This window comes from Kineococcus sp. G2, from assembly GCF_037154035.1.
Classification (GTDB): domain Bacteria; phylum Actinomycetota; class Actinomycetes; order Actinomycetales; family Kineococcaceae; genus Kineococcus.
Genome location: NZ_JBBBEM010000089.1, coordinates 23,505 through 44,510 on the forward strand (window position 1 = coordinate 23,505; position 21,006 = coordinate 44,510).

General features: G+C 73.8%; 19 protein-coding genes and 1 tRNA gene. 6 read left to right on the forward strand and 14 right to left on the reverse strand.

Going from position 1 to position 21,006, the window contains the following annotated elements:
- Positions 1 to 6 precede the first annotated feature (6 nt).
- Together V9U69_RS13250 and V9U69_RS13255 are read right to left on the reverse strand one after the other, a co-directional pair.
- A complete protein-coding gene (locus tag V9U69_RS13250) occupies positions 7 to 1,176 on the reverse strand; it encodes a glycosyltransferase (protein ID WP_337062290.1) in 1,170 nt (389 codons plus the stop codon).
- The gene (locus tag V9U69_RS13255; RefSeq protein ID WP_337062291.1) at positions 1,173 to 2,579 is read right to left on the reverse strand and encodes an exopolysaccharide biosynthesis polyprenyl glycosylphosphotransferase; all 1,407 of its coding nucleotides are present in this window, start codon (positions 2,577 to 2,579) and stop codon (positions 1,173 to 1,175) included. Before V9U69_RS13255 ends, V9U69_RS13250 begins: the two co-directional genes overlap by 4 nt.
- A gap of 216 nt (positions 2,580 to 2,795) precedes the next feature.
- On the opposite strand from V9U69_RS13255, the gene V9U69_RS13260 reads away from it, so the two are divergent.
- Positions 2,796 to 4,187 carry a polysaccharide biosynthesis tyrosine autokinase gene (locus V9U69_RS13260; protein ID WP_337062292.1) on the forward strand — a complete coding sequence of 464 codons (1,392 nt, stop codon included), beginning with the start codon at positions 2,796 to 2,798 and terminating at the stop codon, positions 4,185 to 4,187.
- Here V9U69_RS13260 and V9U69_RS13265 read toward each other — a convergent pair.
- From V9U69_RS13265 to dnaA, 11 genes are all read right to left on the reverse strand, one after another.
- Positions 4,136 to 4,774 (reverse strand): arsenate-mycothiol transferase ArsC, encoded by a 639-nt coding sequence (locus V9U69_RS13265; RefSeq protein ID WP_337062293.1) that lies wholly within the window; start codon positions 4,772 to 4,774, stop codon positions 4,136 to 4,138. The genes V9U69_RS13260 and V9U69_RS13265 overlap by 52 nt on opposite strands.
- Before the next feature lie 3 nt (positions 4,775 to 4,777).
- Positions 4,778 to 5,773, reverse strand: a complete 996-nt coding sequence (locus V9U69_RS13270; protein WP_337062294.1) for an ATP-binding protein — start codon at positions 5,771 to 5,773, stop codon at positions 4,778 to 4,780.
- A 107-nt stretch (positions 5,774 to 5,880) separates the two neighbouring features.
- Positions 5,881 to 5,954 (reverse strand) — tRNA-Ile (locus tag V9U69_RS13275).
- 96 nt (positions 5,955 to 6,050) lie between these two features.
- Positions 6,051 to 6,551 (reverse strand): DUF3566 domain-containing protein, encoded by a 501-nt coding sequence (locus V9U69_RS13280; protein ID WP_337062295.1) that lies wholly within the window; start codon positions 6,549 to 6,551, stop codon positions 6,051 to 6,053.
- A complete protein-coding gene (gene gyrA, locus V9U69_RS13285; protein ID WP_337062296.1) occupies positions 6,548 to 9,268 on the reverse strand; it encodes a DNA gyrase subunit A in 2,721 nt (906 codons plus the stop codon). Before gyrA ends, V9U69_RS13280 begins: the two co-directional genes overlap by 4 nt.
- A gap of 88 nt (positions 9,269 to 9,356) precedes the next feature.
- Positions 9,357 to 11,417, reverse strand: a complete 2,061-nt coding sequence (gyrB, locus tag V9U69_RS13290; protein WP_337062297.1) for a DNA topoisomerase (ATP-hydrolyzing) subunit B — start codon at positions 11,415 to 11,417, stop codon at positions 9,357 to 9,359.
- A 260-nt stretch (positions 11,418 to 11,677) separates the two neighbouring features.
- The gene (locus tag V9U69_RS13295; RefSeq protein WP_337062298.1) at positions 11,678 to 12,331 is read right to left on the reverse strand and encodes a DUF721 domain-containing protein; all 654 of its coding nucleotides are present in this window, start codon (positions 12,329 to 12,331) and stop codon (positions 11,678 to 11,680) included.
- Positions 12,321 to 13,499, reverse strand: a complete 1,179-nt coding sequence (gene recF / locus V9U69_RS13300; RefSeq protein WP_337062299.1) for a DNA replication/repair protein RecF — start codon at positions 13,497 to 13,499, stop codon at positions 12,321 to 12,323. The genes V9U69_RS13295 and recF overlap by 11 nt, the downstream gene beginning before the upstream one ends.
- A gap of 10 nt (positions 13,500 to 13,509) precedes the next feature.
- Positions 13,510 to 14,421, reverse strand: a complete 912-nt coding sequence (gene gnd, locus V9U69_RS13305; RefSeq protein ID WP_337062300.1) for a phosphogluconate dehydrogenase (NAD(+)-dependent, decarboxylating) — start codon at positions 14,419 to 14,421, stop codon at positions 13,510 to 13,512.
- 49 nt (positions 14,422 to 14,470) lie between these two features.
- The gene (dnaN, locus tag V9U69_RS13310) at positions 14,471 to 15,598 is read right to left on the reverse strand and encodes a DNA polymerase III subunit beta (protein ID WP_337062301.1); all 1,128 of its coding nucleotides are present in this window, start codon (positions 15,596 to 15,598) and stop codon (positions 14,471 to 14,473) included.
- A 703-nt stretch (positions 15,599 to 16,301) separates the two neighbouring features.
- Positions 16,302 to 17,876 carry a chromosomal replication initiator protein DnaA gene (dnaA, locus tag V9U69_RS13315; protein WP_337062302.1) on the reverse strand — a complete coding sequence of 525 codons (1,575 nt, stop codon included), beginning with the start codon at positions 17,874 to 17,876 and terminating at the stop codon, positions 16,302 to 16,304.
- 367 nt (positions 17,877 to 18,243) lie between these two features.
- On the opposite strand from dnaA, the gene rpmH reads away from it, so the two are divergent.
- The 5 genes from rpmH (at position 18,244) to V9U69_RS13340 (ending at position 20,752) form a co-directional block, all read left to right on the forward strand.
- Positions 18,244 to 18,381 carry a 50S ribosomal protein L34 gene (rpmH, locus tag V9U69_RS13320; RefSeq protein ID WP_166610470.1) on the forward strand — a complete coding sequence of 46 codons (138 nt, stop codon included), beginning with the start codon at positions 18,244 to 18,246 and terminating at the stop codon, positions 18,379 to 18,381.
- Positions 18,382 to 18,406: 25 nt separating this feature from the next.
- Positions 18,407 to 18,754, forward strand: coding sequence for a ribonuclease P protein component (gene rnpA / locus V9U69_RS13325; RefSeq protein WP_337062303.1), 348 nt, complete (start codon positions 18,407 to 18,409; stop codon positions 18,752 to 18,754).
- Positions 18,755 to 18,759: 5 nt separating this feature from the next.
- Positions 18,760 to 19,047, forward strand: a complete 288-nt coding sequence (yidD, locus tag V9U69_RS13330) for a membrane protein insertion efficiency factor YidD (protein WP_442907765.1) — start codon at positions 18,760 to 18,762, stop codon at positions 19,045 to 19,047.
- A 34-nt stretch (positions 19,048 to 19,081) separates the two neighbouring features.
- Positions 19,082 to 20,101: a membrane protein insertase YidC gene (gene yidC / locus V9U69_RS13335; RefSeq protein ID WP_337062304.1), complete on the forward strand. Its 1,020-nt coding sequence runs from the start codon at positions 19,082 to 19,084 to the stop codon at positions 20,099 to 20,101.
- A 177-nt stretch (positions 20,102 to 20,278) separates the two neighbouring features.
- Complete coding sequence (locus V9U69_RS13340; protein WP_442907766.1) at positions 20,279 to 20,752, forward strand: Jag family protein; 474 nt, start codon at positions 20,279 to 20,281, stop codon at positions 20,750 to 20,752.
- 144 nt (positions 20,753 to 20,896) lie between these two features.
- Here V9U69_RS13340 and V9U69_RS19345 read toward each other — a convergent pair.
- The coding region (locus V9U69_RS19345; RefSeq protein WP_442907767.1) for a R3H domain-containing nucleic acid-binding protein at positions 20,897 to 21,006 on the reverse strand (110 nt) is incomplete at its 5' end.

Sequence of the window (21,006 nt, forward strand, 5' to 3'; positions counted from 1 at the left end):
CCCGGTTCAGCGGGCGCGCGGGCCGTCGAGCAGGTCGTCGAGCAGGTCGCGCAGCTGCGCACCCCGGGATGCCCAGTCGTGGCCGGCCGCGGCCCGCCCGCACCGCAGCACCCGCTCGGCCCGCTCCGCGGCCGGGGCGCCGAGCAGGCCCAGGACGCGCTCGGTGAACGGCGCCGCACCGGCCTCGGTCCACACCGCGCCCGGCAGCGCCCGCACCGCGGGCAGCGGTGTGCTCACCACGGGCAGCCCCGCGGCGAGGTACTCGTGGGTCTTCAGCGGGCTGACGCCCTCGGTGAGGGGGGTCAGCCGGTACGGGACCAGCCCGACGGCGGCCGCGGCCAGCTCCCGCGCCAGCTCGGGCGGGTCCAGCGGCCCCACCACCTCCGCCCCCGCCGCCAGCAGCTCCCGCCACGCGGGGTGGGCCGTCGCGCCCGCCGCGCGCGGGCCCACCAGGCGAAGGCGCGCGCCGCCGTCCAGCCGCCGCGCCAGGTGCACCAGCAGGTCCAGGTCCACCTTGTGCGCCGCGAGGGTCCCGGCGAACACCGCCACCGGTTCCCGGGGCGCCGACCGCCGTGCCGCGGCCGCGGCGAACAGCTCCACGTCCGCCACGTTGGGCAGCACCAGCACCCGGGCGAACCCCTGCCGGCGCAGGTGCGCGCCGATCGGCTCGCTCGTGGCGATCGCCAGGTGCGCGGTGCGCGCCAGCTCCCGCTCGGCGGCCAGCAACCGCCCCGCGGGCACGCCGGGGTTCTCGTGCAGCAGGTCCACCAGGTGGTAGACGGTCGCGTCGGCGAGGCGCTCCAGGCCGTAGGTGTGCGGCGTGTACGACCACAGCACCCGCGGGCCGGGGTGGTGCACCCACCGGTCGAGCCGGCCGGTGAGCAGCCGCGCGTTCAGCGCCCGGGTGGAGGGGCCGTGGTGCGGCACCAGCCGGGGGGAGACGACCTCCGCGCCGGCCGGGACGGGACGTCGCGCTCCCGCCGGCCCGCCGGGGCGCAGGCGGCGCAGCACCCGGCGCGCGTCGCCGGGGCGCAGCCGCCGCGTGCCGGTGCCCTCGGCGAACACCATCGGGTGGCGCTGCGCGAGCGCCGGCACGGTCCGGTGCTGGTTGGTGGCGACCGCGGCGTCCCAGTCGGCGGTGCCCAGGACGAGGACCAGGGGCTCGCCGCGGTTCACCGTCCGGCCGCCGCGACCACCTGCACGACCGTGCGCAGCAGGATCTTCACGTCCAGCCACAGCGACCAGTTCTCCACGTAGTGGTTGTCGTAGCGGGCTCGATCGGCGATGGAGGTGTCGCCGCGCAGCCCGTTGACCTGGGCCCAGCCGGTGATGCCGCACGGCACCCGGTGCCGCCACAGGTACTCGTCGTGCTCGGCCCCGAACCGCTCCACGAAGTACGGCCGCTCCGGCCGCGGGCCCACCAGCGACATGTCGCCGCGCAGCACGTTCCACAGCTGCGGCAGCTCGTCCAGGGACAGCCGGCGCATCCACCGGCCCAGCCGGGGCACGCCGTCGTCCGCGACGCTCCAGCGGGTGGCGCTCTCCTGCGCGGAGGCGTGCAGGCTGCGGAACTTCAGCAGCTCGAACCGGCGGCCCGCCAGGCCGACCCGCTCCTGGCGGAACAGCACCCCCGGGCCGCCCTGCAGGCGCACCGCGAGCGCGCACAGCGCCAGCAGCGGGCTGAGCAGCAGCAGGCCCGCCGCGGACGCCGCGACGTCCACGACGCGCTTGAGCCGCCACGACGGCGCCCGGAACGCCGGGCGCCGCAACCGCACCAGCGGCACCCCGCGCAGCAGCTGCATCGTCCGGGAGGTGCTGGTGACCTGCCAGAAGCGCGGCACGGCGAAGATCTCCACGTCCAGGCCGTGGCAGGCGCGCAGGACGTCGACGACGACGGGCTCGGGCACGTTGGAGTAGCCGATGACGACCACCGCGGCGTCGTGTTCACGCACCAGGCGCGGCAGGTCGGCGATGCGGCCGAGCACCGGCAGCGGGCGGGCGGTGACCGGCAGGCGCGGGGTGTCGTCGACGAACCCGACGGGCAGCAGGCCGTGCTCGCGCCGGCGCAGGACGGCGGTGAGCTGCGCTCCCAGTCCGCCGCAGCCGACGACGAGGGTGCGGTGACCCACCCGGCCGGAACGCCGCGCCCACCGCACCAGCGCGTGCGCGGTGAGGCGGGCGGTGACGGCGAGGGCGGTCGTCGTGGCGACGAGCCGCAGCAGGGGCCCGTCCACGGGCCCCAGGTTGAGCAGGGCGTCCAGGACGGAGGTCGCCCCCACGGCGGCGAGGGCCGCGGCCAGCAGCAGCGGGGTGTCGTCCAGGACGCTGGGCTCGAAGCGGTGGCGGTACAGGCCGGTGGAGGCGTGGACGGTCAGCAGGGAGACGGCGAAGACCGCCAGGCCGGGGTGGGCGCCGCCGACGGCCAGGTCGGCGAGCAGCACCACCAGCACGCACAGCCCGTCGCTCGCGAGCAGCAGCGCGCTCAGCGGGGAGCGGCGTCGCCCGCGCAGCGGCACCGCGCGCACGGTGCCGGAGGCCGGCGGGCGGGGCCCCGCGCTCGGCTCGCCGGTCAGCGTCACGTCGGTGCTCCTGCTGCTCCTGGGGTGTCGTGCGGGTACCACACGACTCGGGCTTCCACCGTCTTCCGTCGGTCGGACGGCGTGTCGACTTGAGCTGCGCACGCTCTGGGCTCCGTTCGGTCAGGTGGACCGGCGCGCAGCCGATGGGTCCTCGTCCGGGCCGCCGTCCTCGCCCACCCCCACCCGCCCCCCAGGAGCACGGAGGAGCACCGCCCGATGGAGCTGGTCGACTACCTGCGCGCGCTGCACAAGCACTGGGTGCTGGTGGTCCTCGCGGTGCTGGTCGGCCTGGGCGCGGGCGGCGGGTCGGCGGCGCTGAGCACCCCGCTGTACCGCGCGGACTCGCTGCTGTTCGTCTCCATGCACGACGGCGGCAACGCGGTGGCCCTCATGCAGGGCGGCATGTTCACCCAGCAGCGGGTCCAGTCGTACACGGGCGTGCTCACCAGCCCCAAGGTGCTGCAGCCCGTCATCGACGAGCTGGACCTCGACACGACGGCGCGCGCCCTGGCCGAGCGGGTGGGGTCCGACGCCCCGCTGGGCACCGTCCTCATCGAGGTCACCGTGGAGGACTCCTCCCCCGAACGGGCCGCGCGGATCGCCGACTCGGTCGCGAAGCACTTCGGCACGGCCGTGGCGGAGCTGGAGCGGCCCTCGCCGGACGTGGTCAGCCCGGTGCGGGTCAGCGTGCTGCGCCCCGCGGAGGTCCGCGAGGAGCCCGTCGCCCCCAGCCTCTCGCGCAACCTGGCGCTGGGGCTGCTGTGCGGGCTGAGCGCCGGCACGGGCCTGGCGGTGCTGCGGGAGGTGCTGGACACGACCGTGAAGTCACCGGCCGCGATCTCCGACCGGGGCGTGCCGGTGCTGGGCACCACCCTGCTCGGCGAGGGCGGGAAGGCGCCCGAGCTCGTCGAGGAGCACGCCCGCACCCCGCAGTCGGAGGCGCTGCGGCAGATCCGCACGAACCTGCAGTTCGCCGACGTGGACCACCCGCCGCGGGTGGTGGTGGTGACCTCGGCGCTGCCGGGGGAGGGCAAGAGCACCCTGGCGGTGAACCTGGCGCTGACGACGGCGCTGGCGGGCGTGCGCACGATCCTCGTCGAAGCGGACCTGCGGTTGCCGAAGGTGGCCGACTACCTGGGCGTGGACCGCAGCGCGGGCCTGACGACGGTGCTCGCGGGCCGCGCCGACGTCGACGACGTGCTGCAACCCTACGGCGACGCGGGGCTGACGGTGCTGGCGAGCGGGCCGATCCCGATGAACCCCTCGGCGCTGCTGGGCTCGCGGCACATGGCGGACCTGCTGGAACGGCTGCGCGAGCGCGCCGACCTGGTGATCGTGGACAGCCCGCCGCTGCTGCCGGTGGCGGACGCGGCGGTGCTGGCGCGGCAGTCGGACGGCGCGATCGTCGTGGTGCGGCACGGGCGCACGACCCGCGACCACCTGACGCGCGCGCTGGAGCGGCTGAAGGCGGTGGACGCGCGGGTGCTCGGTGCCGTCCTGGCGATGGTGCCGGCGCGCCGCTCGGAGTACGCCTACCCGTACGACTACGGCTACGGCTACCAGCCGGAGACGGCGGTGGACCCGGAACCGCTGCCGGTGGAGCGCTGAGCGACGGCGTCCAGGACGGCGTCGAGGTCTCGCCCCACGCGCTCGGCGGTGCGGCGGTGCTCCTGCAGGGGGCGGCCGTGCACGTCGGGCACGTCGTCGGTGGCGGGGTCGGCGGGGGCGGTGGGCCCGCGCAGGGCCGGCGCCGCGGCGAGCAGCGCCCGCCACCCGGCGGCGGGGTCCGCGCCCGGTCGTCCGGTGCCGGGACCGGTGAGGGAGGTGGCGATGCGGGCCAGCTCCGGCAGCGTGTAGGTGCGCCGCTGCGCGGCAGGCACCAGCTCCACGACGGCGGCGCGGTGTTCGCGCGCCAGGGCCAGCACGACGTCGGCGTCGGCGACGAGGCCCGCGTCGAGCGGCCGCGAGCCGCCACCGGGAGGCGGTGCCCCCGACAGCTCGGTGACGACGCGGGCGGTGGTGGGGTCCACGGGGGTGCCGGTCGCGGCGCGGGTGCCTGCGCTGAGCACCCGGACCCGCCGGGCGCGGGGGCCGAAGCGCTCGTCGAGCCGGTGGCGCAGCAGGGCGGCGGTCAGCGGGGAGCGGTGGACGTTGGCGGTGCAGACGACGAGGACGGTGAACGGCGGGGTCGCCACCGCTCAGGGGGCCATCTTCAGCATCTGCCGCCGCTCGCGCAGGGCCGTGAGCAGCGCGGTGGTCTCGACGTGGCGTCCGCCGTCGAGGACGGCCTGCTTGGCCGCGCTCTGCGCGGCGGCGGAGACCTCCTCGTGGCTGAGCCCGCTGGCGGTCGAGGCGACGCGGGGCCACTCGACGGCGCTGAGGTCGAAGCCGCGCAGGCGGCGCAGCACGACCTCGTGCACGACGCCGGTGGTGGGCAGCGGGTAGTCCAGCAGGGCGTCGAAGCGGCGCAGGACCCAGCGCTCGAGCACCTGGGGGCGCTGGGAGGTCGCGACGACGACGCTGTCGGAGGCGTCCTGCTCCAGCAGTGCGGTGAAGGTGCGCAGGGTCTCGCGGGCACCGGCACCGGGCCGGTCCGCCGGGTCGGCGAGCGTGTCGAGGTCGTCGAAGAGGTACACGCCGCGGCTGCGGGCGAGGAGGTCGAAGACGAGGCGCAGTCGGGAGCCGGCCTCCTCGGCGGGCAGGTCGGCGAGGGCGTCGAGCCGCACCTCGTAGAGCGGCAGCAGGAGCTCACCGGCGAGGGCCTCGGCGGTGAGGGACTTGCCGGTGCCCGGGGGCCCGGCCAGCAGCAGGCGGCGCACGGGCTCGAAGCCGCGGGCGCGCAGCGCCTCGGCGCGGCGCTGCTCGGCGAGCACCCGGTGCAGGCGCCCCATGACCTCCGACCCGAGCGCGACGTCGGCCAGCCGGGTGGCCGGCTCCACGACGGTGAGGGCGCGGGCGAGCTCTCCGCGCGGCTGGACGGCGCTCACCGGGCGACGGGCCGCAGCACCGGACGCCGCACCGGGGGCCGGTCCGGTGCGGGCGGCGTCGAGGAGGGCGCGGACCTCCTGCGCGTAGCGGGTGCGGCCGGTGCGGGCGGCGTTCTCGACGATCTCGAGCACCACGGAGCGGAAGCGGGCGTCGTCCCCGAGGCTGTGGCTCTCCACGAGCGCCTTCACCTGTGCCGCCGTCGCCATGCCCCTCCTCGAAGTCACTACGACCCTACAAGGAGTCACCAACAGAGGTGGTGCGCCGGGACGCCGAAGGCCCCGCACCGGAACCGGTACGGGGCCTTCGGGGACGGTGGGCCTAGGAGGACTTGAACCTCCGACCTCTTCCTTATCAGGGAAGCGCTCTAACCGACTGAGCTATAGGCCCGGAGCCGCAGCGGACGCGGCGGACCCCACTCTACCGGATCGACGAGGGTGCCACCGACCACGACCGCGGCGGGCACCGCACCGGCGGCACCGCGGGTCAGTCGTCCGACAGCGTCACGCGCAGACCGCCCACCAGGGCGGCCGAGACGTTGTAGAGGAACGCCACGAGGGTCGACAGCGCCGTCAGCAGCACCACGTCCACCACCGCGATGACCGTGGCCAGCGAGAGCACCTTGCCGAAACCGAAGTAGTCCAGCAGGTTCACGTCCACCTCGCCGCCGACGACGTCGCGCAGGAGGCCGTTGACGTCGGTGAACACGCCCATGCCGTCCAGGACGCTCCACACCACGGCCGTGGCGACCACGAGGGCGATGCCCACCGCCACCGACAGCAGGAACGACAGCTTCGTCACCGACCACGGGTCCACCCGCGCCAGCGTCAGGCGCACCCGGCGAGGCACCTCGACCGCCTGGGCCGGCCCCGTGCGCGCCGCCGGGCGGGACGGCGCCGTCGCCCCCGCCTTCACCGCTGAGCTGGCCTTCGGCGTCCCCGCCCCGGTGGTGCCGGGCGAGGAGGCCGTGCGTTCGGCGGGACTCACGAAGCACCTCCGGGATCGGTGTCGGTCTCGACCGCGGTGCCCCCGTCGGCCGATCCGTCAGACCGTACGTCATGAGCCGGGTCCACCGCAGTGCCTGCGGGCGACGGGACCTCGTCCGCACCCAGCGCCGCGGACTGGTCGTCCCCGGCCCCGGCGGCGTCCTGCAGGGGGTCGTCCAGCCCCTCGACGCTCGCCTCGGAGACCTCCTCGGCCGCGACCTCCTCGTCGATGACGCGCTCGGCGTTGCGGGCCACCGCGATGATCCGGTCCCCCGTCTCGGGCCGGGCGAACGTCACCCCCATGGTGTCGCGGCCCTTCGCGGGCACCTCGTCCACCCGCGAGCGCACCACGCGCCCACCGGCCATGACGACGAGCACCTCGTCGTCCTCCGAGACGGTCAGCGCGCCCACGAGGTCGCCGCGCGCCTCGGCGAGCTTGGCGACCTTGATGCCCAGGCCGCCGCGACCCTGCCGGCGGTACTCGGCGATCGCCGTGCGCTTGGCGTACCCGAGCTCGGTGACGACGAAGACGTCGAGGTCGTCGCGCGCCACCGCCATCGCCAGCAGCTCGTCGTCCCCGCGGAACTTCATGCCGGTCACGCCCGAGGTGGCCCGGCCCATGGGGCGCAGCGTGTCGTCGTCGGCGCCGAAGCGCACGCTCATCCCCTTGCGGGAGACCAGGAAGAGGTCCTCCCCCTCCCCCACCAGGGCCGCGCCGAACAGCTCGTCGTCGACCTCCTCGCCCTCGGCGCCGGGGCGCTGGCGCAGGTTGATGGCGATGAGCCCGCCGGAGCGGTTGGAGTCGTACTCGCTCAGGCGCGTCTTCTTCACGATGCCGCCGCGGGTGGCGAGCACCAGGTACGGCGCCTGCTCGTAGTCCTCGACGTCCAGGACGGCGACGATGCGCTCGCCCGGCTGGAACGCCAGCAGGTTCGCGACGTGCTGGCCGCGCCCGTCGCGGCCGCCCTCGGGCAGCTCGTAGCCCTTGGCGCGGTACACCCGCCCGAGGTTGGTGAAGAACAGCAGCCAGTGGTGGGTCGTGGTGGTGAAGAAGTGCTCCACCACGTCGTCCTCGCGCAGGCTCGCCCCGCGCACGCCCCGGCCGCCGCGGCGCTGCGCGCGGTAGAGGTCGGTGCGGGTGCGCTTGGCGTAACCGCCGCGGGTGACGGTGACGACGACGTCCTCGACGGGGATGAGGTCCTCGACGCTCATGTCGCCCTCGAAGGGCAGGATCTGCGTCTTGCGCTCGTCGCCGTACTTCTCGACCAGCTCACCGAGCTCGTCGCCGACGATGCGCCGCTGCCGCTCGGGGCGGGCGAGGATGTCGTTGTAGTCCTCGATCTGGCGCATCAGCTCGTCGTGCTCGTCGGTGATGCGCTGACGCTCCAGGGCGGCCAGCCGGCGCAGCTGCATCTCCAGGATGGCGCGCGCCTGCACCTCGTCGATGTCGAGCAGCTGCATCAGCCCGTCGCGGGCGGCGTCCACGGTGGCGGAGGCGCGGATCAGGGCGATGACCTCGTCGAGGGCGTCCAGCGCCTTCAGCAGCGCCCGCAGGATGTGGGCGCGCTCCTCCGCCTTGCGCAGCCGGAAGCGGGTGCGGCGCACGATGACGTCGAGCTGGTGGGTGATCCAGTGCTTGAGGAACGCGTGGATCGGCAGGGTGCGCGGCACCCCGTCCACCAGCGCGAGCATGTTCGCGCCGAAGTTCTGCTGCAGCTGGGTGTGCTTGTAGAGGTTGTTCAGCACGACCTTCGCCACGGCGTCGCGGCGCAGCACGACCACCAGTCGCTGACCCGTCTTGCCGGACGTCTCGTCGCGCACGTCCGCGATGCCGGACAGCCGGCCGTCGCGCACGAGGTTGGCGATGTTCTCGGCGAGGTTGTCCGGGTTGACCTGGTAGGGCAGCTCGGTGATGACCAGGCAGGTGCGGCCCTGGATCTCCTCGACCTCCACGACGGCGCGCATCGTGATGGACCCGCGCCCGGTGCGGTAGGCGTCGCCGATGCCGCGGTGGCCCAGGATCTGCGCGCCCGTGGGGAAGTCGGGGCCCTTGACCCGCTGCACCACCGCGGCGAGCTGCTCCTCGTCGGAGGCGTCCGGGTGCTCCAGCAGCCAGGCGACGCCGTCGGCGACCTCGCGCAGGTTGTGCGGCGGGATGTTGGTGGCCATGCCGACGGCGATGCCGGCCGAGCCGTTGACCAGCAGGTTCGGGAACCGGCTGGGCAGCACGTCCGGCTCGTCGGTGTGCCCGTCGTAGTTGGGCGAGAAGTCGACGGTCTCCTCGTCGATGTCCCGCACCATCTCCATGGCCAGCGGCGCCATGCGGCACTCGGTGTAGCGGGGCGCGGCGGCCGGGTCGTTGCCCGGCGAGCCGAAGTTGCCCTGCCCGTCCACCAGCGGGTAGCGCAGCGACCAGTCCTGCGCCAGGCGCACCAGGGCGTCGTAGATGGAGACGTCGCCGTGCGGGTGGTAGTGGCCCATGACGTCGCCGACGACGCGGGCGCACTTGGAGTAGCCGCGGTCCGGGCGGTACCCGCCGTCGAACATCGCGTACAGCACGCGCCGGTGCACCGGCTTCAGGCCGTCGCGCACGTCCGGCAGGGCGCGCGAGACGATGACGCTCATCGCGTAGTCCAGGTAGGACCGCTGCATCTCCAGCTGCAGGTCCACCTGTTCCACGCGGTCGCCGGCGGGCGGTTCGGTGGTGCTCTCGCTCACGAAGGGGTCTTCCTCTCAGGTCGTCGGCGCCGGGCGGCGGTGCGGGCACGTGGGGCCGGGTCGGCGTGTTCCACGTGGAACCACCGCCTCAGACGTCGAGGAACCGGACGTCGCGGGCGTTGCGCTGGATGAAGGTGCGGCGGGACTCCACGTCCTCGCCCATCAGCACGGAGAACATCGCGTCGGCAGCGGCGGCGTCCTCCAGCGTCACCTGCAGCAGCGTGCGGTGGGCCGGGTCCATCGTCGTCTCCGACAGCTCGTCCCAGTTCATCTCCCCCAGGCCCTTGTAGCGCTGGGTGGCGTTCTCCTTGGGCAGCTTCTTGCCCGCGGCGCGGCCGGCCGCGATGAGGGCGTCGCGCTCGCGGTCGGAGTAGGCGAACTCGTGCGCCGCACCGCCCTGCCACTTGATGCGGTACAGCGGCGGCTGCGCCAGGTACACGTGGCCGTTCTCCACCAGCGGGCTCATGTACCGGAACAGCAGCGTCAGCAGCAGCGTGCGGATGTGCTGCCCGTCGACGTCGGCGTCCGCCATGATCACGATCTTGTGGTAGCGGAGCTTGTCGAGGTTGATCTCGTCGCCGATGCCCGTGCCGAACGCGGTGATGAGGGCCTGGACCTCCTGGTTGCCCATCGCCCGGTCCAGCCGCGCCTTCTCGACGTTCAGGATCTTGCCGCGGATCGGCAGGATGGCCTGGGTGCGCGGGTTGCGCCCGCGGGTGGCCGAGCCGCCCGCGGAGTCGCCCTCGACGATGAACACCTCGCACTCGGCGGGGTTGTTGGACTGGCAGTCCTTCAGCTTGCCCGGCAGCGAGTTGCGCTCCAGCAGCGACTTGCGGCTGGCCTCGCGGGCCTTGCGCGCCGCCAGCCGGGCCACCGACGCCGAGTGCGCCTTGCGCACGATCGCCTTCGCCTCGGCCGGGTTGGAGGCGAACCAGTGGCCCAGGTGCTCGCGCACCTGCGCCTGCACGAAGGTGCGGGCGAACGTGTTGCCCAGCTTCGTCTTCGTCTGGCCCTCGAACTGCGGCTCGGACAGCTTCACCGAGATGACGGCCGTCAGGCCCTCCCGGATGTCCGAGCCCTCGATGGTGTCCTTCTCCTTGATGAGCTTCTGCTCGCGCGCGTAGTCCGGCACGAGGTTGCTCAGCGCGGTGCGGAAGCCCGTCTCGTGGGTGCCGCCCTCGGTGGTGTTGATGGTGTTCGCGTAGGTGAACACCGCCTCCGAGTAGGACGTGGTCCACTGCATGGCGATCTCCACGGAAATGCCCTGCGCCGGGTCCTCCGCCTCGATGGAGATGACCGAGTCGTGCAGCGCCTCGTTCTTCTTCTGCGAGTTGACGTGCTTCACGTAGTCGACGAGGCCGCCGTCGTAGCGGTACGTCACCTCGCGCAGCGGTGCGGCGTCGGTGGCCTCCGCCTCCGCGTCGTCGTCCGCGGTGGCCCGCTCGTCGCGCAGCGAGATGGTCAGGCCCTTGTTGAGGAAGGCCATCTGCTGGAAGCGGGTGCGCAGCGTCTCGAAGTCGAACGTCGTCGTCTCGAACGTCTCCGCGCTGGGCCAGAACGTCACCGTGGTGCCGGTGGCGTCGGTCTCCTCGCCCTTGACCAGCGGCGCGACCGGCACACCGCCGCGGTACGACTGCCGCCACACGTGCCCCTGCCGGCGCACCTCCACGTCCAGCCGGCTGGAGAGCGCGTTGACGACGGAGATGCCCACGCCGTGCAGGCCGCCGGAGACGGAGTAGCCGCCGCCGCCGAACTTGCCGCCGGCGTGCAGGACGGTCAGCACGACCTCCACGGCCGGGCGGCCCTCCCCCGGCATGACGTCCACCGGGATGCCGCGGCCGTTGTCGGACACGCGCACGCCGCCGTCGGCGGTCAGCGTCACGCCGATGGTGTCGCAGTGCCCCGCCAGGGCCTCGTCCACGGAGTTGTCGACCACCTCGTACACGAGGTGGTGCAGGCCGCGCTCCCCGGTGGAGCCGATGTACATGCCGGGGCGCTTGCGGACCGCCTCCAGGCCCTCCAGCACGGTGATCGCGTCGGCGCCGTAGTCGGAGGACGGGGTGCCGTCCGGCGCGACCGCGTCCGCGAGCGAGGGCGCCTCCTCCGGGGCGGGCTGCTGGTCGGGCTCGGTCGTCTCTTCGTCTGGCACGGGCGCGTGCTCTCCCTCCGCGTCGAGCGGCGCGGGCCCGCGGCACGGGCGCGGGGCCCGTTCCGCCAGAGGCCCTCACGACCGCCAGGTTCGCTCCCATTCTACCCCGCCCGGGGCCGGCGATCACCTCAGCGAGGCGCCAGGGGCGTCTCTGGCGCTCGAGCCCCCCGGGTGCGGGGGGACCTACGCGCCGGCGCCCTGCGCGGCGCAGCGGCCGCTCCGCGGCGTGACCGCGCCCCGCCGTCCAGCCCGCTGGCGGCTCAGCCGTAGGTGTCGCGGGGCCCGCGTCCCCCCGGCGCCGAGCGGTTGCCGCGCCGCCACGACGGTCCCTGCGGCCCGCGCACCACCACCTTCACGACCACGCCGTGCCCCAGCTCCTCGTCGAGCCGGCGCACGAGCACGCTCGTCAGCAGCCGCACCTGCGTCGCCCAGGCCGTGGACTCCGCCCGCACCACCAGGGTGCCGTCCTTCAGGCTCTCCGGGGTGCAGTGCCCCGCCAGCTCCGGACCCACCACGGCGTCCCAGCGGCCGAAGGCGCCGCCCACCGCCACCGGCTGCTCCCACCCGCGCTCCCCCACCAGCCGGTCCAGGGTCGAGCCCAGGGCCTGCGGGTCGCGCGCGTCCGGCCAGGCCCCCGAGCGCGCCGAGGGGTCCCCGCGCCGCGGGCCGCCGGCCCGGTCGCCGTCCCGTCCCCGCCCCCCGGGCTGCTGCCCCGCCCGGCCCGGGCGCAGGCCCCTGGCCGCGGCCGCCGCCCGCGCCCGCCCCAGCGCCGTGCGCGCCAGGTCCGCGCCGGTGGCGCCGTCCTCCCCGGGACCGCCCGCCGAGGGCTCGGGCAGCACCACCGCCGCGTCGTCACCCGCGTCACCCGCGTCGTGCCCGTCGCCGGCCGGCGGACGCGGCGGCTCAGTCGCCACGGACGGCGCTGCCCGTCGTCACCAGCACCCGGTCCGCGCCGGACCCGCGCAGCGCGTCCGGCACGTCCTCGGGCACCGCGGCCGTCACCAGCACCTGCTCGGCGCCGGCGACCACCTCCGCCAGCCGTTCGCGGCGCCCCGCGTCCAGCTCCGCGAACACGTCGTCCAGCACCAGCACCGGCCCGCCGGGGTCGGTGTGCTCGTCGTCGCGCCGCAGCAGCCCGTAGCTCGCCAGCCGCAGCCCCAGAGCCACCGACCAGCTCTCGCCGTGGCTGGCGTACCCCTTGGCGGGCATGCCGCCCAGGGTGAGCACCAGGTCGTCGCGGTGGGGGCCCACCAGGCACACCCCCCGGTCCAGCTCCGCCTTGCGCTGCTCGCCCGCCGCGGCCAGCAGCGCCGCGCGCAGCTCCTCCGGCGAGGGCCCGGCCGCAGAGTCCACCGCACCGGCGGTGAGGTCCGCCAGCAGCGGCAGCGCGGAGCGGTACCCCAGCTCCAGCTCCCCCTGCCCGCGGCTGACCGTGCGGTACGCCTCCCCCGCCGGCTCGCGCAGGTCCGCCAGCAGCGCCAGGCGCGCCGCCAGCAGCTCCGCGCCGACACCCGCGAGGTGCTCGTCCCACACGTCCAACGTGGAGGTGTCCGCCCGCCCCGAGCGCAGCGCGGCACCGGCGGACTTCAGCAGCGCCGTGCGCTGGCGCACCACCCGCTCGTAGTCGGCGCGCACCCCCGCCAGCCGGGGCCAGCGGGTGACGAGCAGGTCGTCCAGGTAGCGGCGCCGGCCGTCCGGGTCGCCCTTGACGAGGGCGAGGTCCTCCGGTGCGAAGAGCACCGTGCGCAGCACCCCGAGCACCTCGCGCGGGCGGCGCACCGGGGCGCCGTTCAGGCGCGCCCGGTTGGCGCGGCCGGGCGTGATCTCCAGCTCGACCAGCGCCCGGCGCTCCCCGCGCACCAGCTGCGCGCGCACGACGGCGCGCGGCGCCCCCTGCCGCACCAGCGGCGCGTCCCCCGACACCCGGTGGCTGCCGAGCGTGGCGACGTACCCGACCGCCTCGACGAGGTTCGTCTTGCCCTGGCCGTTCAGGCCCACGAACGTCGTCGTGCCCGGCCGCAGGTCCAGCTCCAGCGACTCGTACGAGCGGAAGTCCGCCAGGGAGAGGTGCGCGACGTGCACGCGCTCGGCGTCAGTGCGTCGAACCGGAACCCGAGGTGGGTCCGGCGGAGGTCACCGCGTGCCCGCCGAACTGGTTGCGCAGCGCGGCGACCGCCTTGATCGACGGGGAGTCCTCCTGGCGGGAGGCGAAGCGCGCGAAGAGCGCCCCGGCCAGCACCGGCATCGGCACGGCGTTCTCGATGGCCTGCTCCAGGGTCCAGCGGCCCTCGCCGGAGTCCTGCGCGTAGCCGCGCAGCTTGTCCAGCTTCGGGTCCTCCTCCAGGGCCTTGACCATCAGGTCCAGCAGCCAGGAGCGCACCACGGTGCCGCGCGTCCAGGCCTTGAAGACCGCGGGGACGTCGCTGATGATCCCCTTCGCCTCGAGCAGCTCGTAGCCCTCGGCGTAGGCGTGCATGAGGCCGTACTCGATGCCGTTGTGGACCATCTTCGCGTAGTGGCCCGCGCCGACGCCGCCGGCGTGCACGAAGCCCTCCTCGCGCGGGCCCTCCGGGCGCAGCGCGTCGAAGACCGGCATGGCGAGGTCCACGTGCTTCTTCGCGCCGCCGGCCATGAGGCCGTAGCCGTTCTCCCGGCCCCACACGCCGCCGGAGACGCCGCAGTCCAGGTAGCCGGTGCCGCGCTCGGCGAGCAGCTCGGCGTTGATCGTGTCGTCGGTCCACTTGGAGTTGCCGCCGTCGATGACGAGGTCGCCGTCGCCCAGCAGGGGCGCGAGGCTCGCCACCGTGTCGCGGGTGATCCTGCCCGAGGGCACCATGACCCACACGACCCTCGGCGAGGGCAGGGCCTCCACCAGCGCGGCCAGCGAGGGGACGTCGGTGACGTCCGGGTTGGGGTCGTACCCCGTGACCTCGATGCCCTTCTCACGCAGGCGGGCGCGCATGTTGCCGCCCATCTTCCCGAGACCGACGAGTCCGATGTGCATCTGGCGACCCTTCCCGCCCCGGCTTCCCGGGGCCTGAGTGCGTGCCGGCTCAGCCGGCGAGGCGGACCGGCATCAGCAGGTACCGGTAGCTGTCGTCGTCCTCCCCGTCCGCCTCCGCCTGGCCGGTGATCACGGCCGGGCGGGTGGACTGGGTGAACGACAGGCGGGCGTAGGGCGCCGACAGCGCACCCAGCCCGTCCAGGAGGAACTGCGGGTTGAAGGCGATGGCGATGGACTCGCCCACGAGCGAGGCCTCGAGGGCCTCCGTCGCCTGCGCGTCCTCACCCTGTCCCGCCTCCAAGGACAGCACGCCGTCCTCGAAGCGCAAGCGCACGGGCGTGTTGCGCTCGGCGACCAGGGCCACGCGCTTGACGGCCTCCACGAGGGCGGAGGTCGAGACCACCGCGTGCGTGGGCGACTCGGCGGGGAACAGGGCCCGCACCTTCGGGTACTCGCCGTCCACCAGCAGCGACGTGGACTGCCGGCCCTCCGCGGAGAAGCCGATGAGGTCGCTGCCGCCGTCCGCCAGCGCCACGCGCAGCGTGCTGGTGCTGCCCAGCGAGCGGGCGACGTCGGAGAGGGTGCGGGCGCGCACGAGCGCGGCGGTGGAGAAGTCGGGGGTGCTGGGGTTCCAGCGCAGCTCGCGCACCGCCAGGCGGTAGCGGTCGGTGGCCAGCAGGGTCAGCCGGCCGCCCTCGATCTCCAGGCGCACGCCGGTGAGGATCGGCAGCGTCTCGTCGCGGCTGGCGGCGATCGTCACCTGCGCGACGGCCTCGGTGAACTCCGAGCCGGGCACGGTCCCGGACTCCTCGGGCATCGCGGGCAGCGCGGGGTACTCGTCGACGGACATCGTCAGCAGGGTGAACCGGCTGGCGCCGCACGTGACGACGACCTTGGAGCCCTCCGTCGTCAGGGTCACGGGTCGGTTGGGCAGGCTGCGGGAGATGTCCGCCAGCAGGCGCCCGGAGACGAGGACCTTGCCGGCCGTGCGCACCTCCGCGGGCACCTCGACGCGGGCGGAGACCTCGTAGTCGAAGGTCGACAGCTGCAGCGAGCCGTCGTCGCCCGCCTCCAGGAGGACGCCGGCCAGCACCGGCACGGGCGGCCGCGAGGGCAGGGCCCGGGCCGCCCACGCGACGGCCTCGGCCAGCACGTCGCGCTCGACCTGCAGCTCCACCAGGCACCGCCTCCCGCTGAGTCCACCTCGTCCGAACCGGCCCGCAGCACGGGCGCCTCTCGACAGTAGTGGAGACGCCGCGAGCCGGTGCAGGCGGTGTCCACCGCCCGTCCACCGCCGCCCACAGGCCCTCCCGCTCCTCTCCCGGGTTCCGTCGAGGGGTCCGTCCCCAGCCCGTGTCCACACCTCTCGTGGGTTGACGGATCGATCTGGAGAGGGATCCGCCGTAGTCGTCGCCCTTGTGCAGGCTGTGGACGACGAGGCGTCCGCGCAGGTCAGAGGCGTTTCGAGGCCCTGTTGGGGGTGTGGAGCACCTGCGGACGAGGAGCCCCACCCGTCCACAGGCCGGTGGACGGCCGAAGCGGCGTCCACCGGCGTCCCCAGCCCCTCCCTGCGGCGTCCACGGGCTGTCCACCGGTTTGTCCACCACTGGGGACACCGTCGTCCACAGGGATGTCCCCAGCGTGTGGATGACGGTGGACAACCACCTCGGACCGGTGGGCGAGTGTGGAGACGCTTGGGGAGAAATCGATTTCCGTGCGTTCTGCACGGCCCCGGACGCACGAGAGCCCCCGCACCGGGCGGTGCGGGGGCTCCACGGGAGTGCACAGGTGTGGAGACCACCTGTGGAGAAACCGGTCCTCCTGGGGACCGCTGTGGACGACGGCCGGTCAGCTCCGCGCGGGAGCGCCGGCGCGGCGGCTCAGGCGCCGGCCTGCTTCTTGATCCGGTTGGTCAGCTCGGTGACCTGGTTGAACGTGCTGCGCCGCTCGGCCATCTGCTGCTTGATCTTGCGCTCGGCGTGCATGACCGTCGTGTGGTCGCGGCCGCCGAAGTGCTGCCCGATCTTCGGCAGCGACAGCTCGGTGAGCTCCCGGCACAGGTACATCGCGATCTGCCGGGCCGTCACCAGCGTGCGCGAGCGCGAGGTGCCGCAGAGGTCCTCCAGCGTCACGTTGAAGTACGACGCCGTCTGCCCCATGATCGCCGCCGCCGTGATCTCCGGCGTCTCGTCGTTCGGGATGAGGTCGCGCAGCACGATCTCGGCCAGCTGCATGTCCACCGGCTGCCGGTTCAGGCTCGCGAACGCCGTCACCCGGATGAGCGCACCCTCCAGCTCCCGGATGTTCGAGGAGATCTTGGAGGCGATGTACTCGTTGACGTCGTCGGGGACCTCCAGCCGCTCCCCGATCGCCTTCTTGCGCAGGATCGCGATGCGCGTCTCGAGGTCCGGGGGCTGCACGTCCGTGATCAGGCCCCACTCGAAGCGGCTGCGCATGCGCTCCTCGAAGCCCGACAGCTGCTTCGGCGGCAGGTCGGAGGTGATCACGACCTGCTTGCTCGCGTTGTGCAGCGTGTTGAAGGTGTGGAAGAACTCCTCCTGCGTCTGCACCTTGTTCGACAGGAACTGGATGTCGTCGATCAGGAGCACGTCGACGTCCCGGTACCGGCGCTGGAACGCCTGGGCCTTGTCGTCGCGGATGGAGTTGATGAAGTCGTTGGTGAACTCCTCGGAGTTCACGTAGCGCACCTGCACACCCGGGTACAGGTTCTGCGCGTAGTGCCCGATCGCGTGCAGCAGGTGGGTCTTGCCCAGCCCGGACTCGCCGTAGATGAACAGCGGGTTGTACGCCTTCGCCGGCGCCTCGGCCACCGCCACCGCCGCCGCGTGCGCGAAGCGGTTGCTGGCGCCGATGACGAAGGTCTCGAAGATGTACTTCGGGTTCAGCCGGGCGTTCTCGGTCTTCGCACCCGGCCGTGCCCGCGAGGCCTGCCGGCCCGTGCCCGCTCCCCGGTCCACCTTGAAGCCGGTGAACAGCAGGTCCGGGTCGGAGTCGTCCAGCGACGCGTCGTCGTCCAGCGGCCCCGCCGGACCCGGCACGGGCGGTCGGCCGTCCAGCTCGGCCTCCAGGGCGGTCGAGGACGCCCCGCGCTCGCGCTCCAGGCTGCTCAGGCCCTCCCCCGAGGCGCTGCCGCGGTGCTCACCGGTCAGCTCCGGGGCCAGGGTCTGCCCGATGGAGGCGTCGACCGTGACGGCCAGGCGCACCGGGAAGCCCAGCTGCTCGCTCAGCGCGCTCGTCAGCGGCTCGCGGACCTTCTGCTCGATGACCTCCTTGGTGAGGTCGTTGGGCACCGCCAGCAGGGCCGTGCCGTCCAGCAGCCCCAGGGGCCGGGTCAGCCGCACGAACGCGCGCTGGTGCGGGGTGACGCCGCCCTCGTCGAGCTGCGCGACCGCGCGCTCCCAGACGTCGGGGAAGTTGCCCCGGTCGGTCTCCACTCGAGCCATCTCCCGTCGTGCCCGGTCGGTTCGACGGGCTTCGTCCACACCTTCGTCCACACACTGTGCACGACGGCCGGGTAGGACGAAGCACCCCTCTCAGCGCCGGCACGGGCGGGGTCGTCGGCAGTCGGACGGGACCGTAACAACGCGGGTGGCCGCCGTTCAAGTGGCGGTCCCCCGGCGGTCACCTGCACGGGTGGTGCGCCGCCGGGCCGCTGCGGTGGGCACGCTTTGACCGGGGCGGGGGCGTCACCGTACCCTGCTGGGGATTGTGCTCCGCGGCACCTCCGGTGCGCCGAACCTCGGCCACCACCGGTCGAGGCCGACGGCGGAGCCCCGGCCCTTCCGAGCATGGAGAACTGACGTGAGCAAGCGCACCTTCCAGCCGAACAACCGTCGGCGGGCCAAGACGCACGGCTTCCGCCTGCGCATGCGCACCCGCGCCGGTCGCGCCATCCTCTCCGCGCGCCGCGCCAAGGGCCGCGCGCAGCTGTCCGCCTGAGCAGCTCACCCGCTCGCGGCACCCGGTGCTGCCCCCAGCGCGCCGCCTGAGGTCCAAGGGCGACTTCACCGCCGCCCTGCGCCAGGGTGCTCGCACCGGCACGCGTCGCCTGGTGCTGCACTGGGTGCAGACCGATGAAGCCCACCCCACGAGGGTGGGCTTCGTCGTGTCCAAGGCCGTGGGCAACTCGGTGGTGCGCCACCGCACCCAGCGCCGGCTGCGGCACCTCGCCGCCGACCGGCTTCCCGTGCTGCCCGCCGAGGGCGGGTTGCTCGTCGTCCGGGCGCTGCCGTCGGCCGCGGACTCCTCCTCGGCCGACCTCGCCGCCGACGTCGACCGGGGGCTGCGCCGCCTCGGGCTGACCGGCCGGTGACCGCCGTGGGCGACCCCGCACCGCGACCCTGGTGGCACCCCGTGCGCTGGCCGGCGCTGCTGCTGGTCACCGTCGTGCGGGTCTACCAGGTCACGCTCTCCCCCGCGCTGGGGCCGACGTGCCGGTTCTACCCGTCCTGCTCCTCCTACGCCGTCGAGGCGCTGCGCACCCGCGGGGCGCTCGTCGGCACCTGGTTGACCGTCCGCAGGCTCCTGCGCTGCCACCCGTGGAACCCTGGTGGCGTCGATCCCGTTCCGCCCAGGGGCCCCTCCGGGCGGGGACAGCACCGATGAGGGCCCAGCCCGTCTCGAGAGGACAAGCCACCGCATGATCGAGTTCTTCTACGACCTCTTGTACCCCATCCAGTGGGTCGTCGCCTGGATCATGGTGCGCTTCCACGACCTGTTCACCGCGATCGGGCTCGACCCGGCCGGCGGTGCGGCGTGGTCGCTGTCCATCGTGGGCCTGGTCGTCGTCATCCGCGTCCTGCTGATCCCGCTGTTCGTCAAGCAGATCAAGGCGATGCGCGGGATGCAGGTCATCCAGCCGGAGATGCGCAAGATCCAGCAGAAGTACAAGGGCAAGACCGATCCTGCCAGCCGTCAGGCGATGCAGCAGGAGATGATGGCCCTGTACCGCACCTCGGGCACCAACCCGATGGCGAGCTGCCTGCCGATCCTGCTGCAGTCGCCGATCTTCTTCGCCCTCTTCCACACCCTCAACGGCATCGGCAAGGGCGAGGCCGTCGGCCCGCTCAACCAGGAGCTGGTGGAGCAGGCGGACAACGCGACCCTCTTCGGCTCGCAGCTGTCCGACATCTTCCTGCAGTCCTGGGGCCAGGAGGGTGAGCTCAGCACCATCGTCCTCACCGCGGTGATGATCGTGCTGATGTCGCTGTCGCAGTTCGTCACGCAGAAGCAGCTGATGGCGAAGAACACCTCCTCGGCGTCGATGGAGGGCAACCCGTTCGCGCAGCAGCAGAAGATGATGCTCTACATCCTGCCGATCATCTTCGCGGTCTCCGGCGTCAACTTCCCCATCGGTGTCCTCCTGTACTGGCTGACGACGAACGTGTGGTCCATGGGCCAGCAGTTCTTCGTCATCCGCCGCATGCCCAACCCCGGCTCCGTGGCGGAGAAGCAGCTGCAGGAGCGCCGGGCCCGCCGGGCCGCTCGTCGCGGGCAGGTCCTGCCCGCCGCCGAGACCAGCGCCCCCACCGGCGGTGACCACCCCACCACCGCGGCTGCCCCGGTGCGCCGCCAGCGTCAGCAGCCCAAGCGGGGCGGCAGCCGTGAGAAGCGCCGCCCGAGCGGCTCGCGCAACGCGCAGCGCCCCGGCAACCGCTGAGCCGACAGACCGAGCACGAACGACCGAGGAGGACCACGAGTGGACGGCACGACCGGCGCGGTGGAGACGGACCCGCAGACGGGTGCGGACGCGGGCACCGAGGACTCGACGACCACGGCGACCGAGCGCCCGCAGCGGGCCGGCACCGCGGCGAAGCGCCTCGAGGAGGAGGGCGACATCGCCGCCGACTACCTCGAGGAGCTGCTCGACATCGCCGACCTGGACGGCGACATCGACATCGACATCGAGAACGGCCGAGCCTCGGTGGCCATCGTGGCCGACCAGGCGGGTACCTCGGCGTTGACCCGCCTCGTGGGTGCGGACGGGGAGGTCCTCGAGGCGCTGCAGGAGCTCACCCGCCTCGCGGTGCAGGCGCAGACCGGCGACCGCACGCGGCTGCTGCTCGACGTCGCCGGGCACCGCGCCGGCAAGCGCACCGCACTCGTGGCGCTCGCCAAGGAGGTGTGCGCCCGGGTGCGCACGAGCGGGGAGGTGGAGCACCTGGAGCCGATGTCCGCCTTCGAGCGCAAGGTGGTCCACGACGCGGTCGCGGAGGAGGGCTTGACGAGCGAGTCGGAGGGCCAGGAGCCGCACCGGCACGTCGTGGTCCTGGCACCGACGAGCGACACGGCCGAGAGCGCCGCGGACTGACCGGTGGAGCACCGGCCGCCGGATAGGGTGGCCGCGTGCTTGATGAGGTTCCCGAGGGCGGTGGCGTTTCACGTGAAACGCCACCGCCCTCGGGAACCTCATCAAGCACGCGGCCACCCTATCCGGCGGCCGGTGCTCCACCGGTCAGTCCGCGGCGCTCTCGGCCGTGTCGCTCGTCGGTGCCAGGACCACGACGTGCCGGTGCGGCTCCTGGCCCTCCGACTCGCTCGTCAAGCCCTCCTCCGCGACCGCGT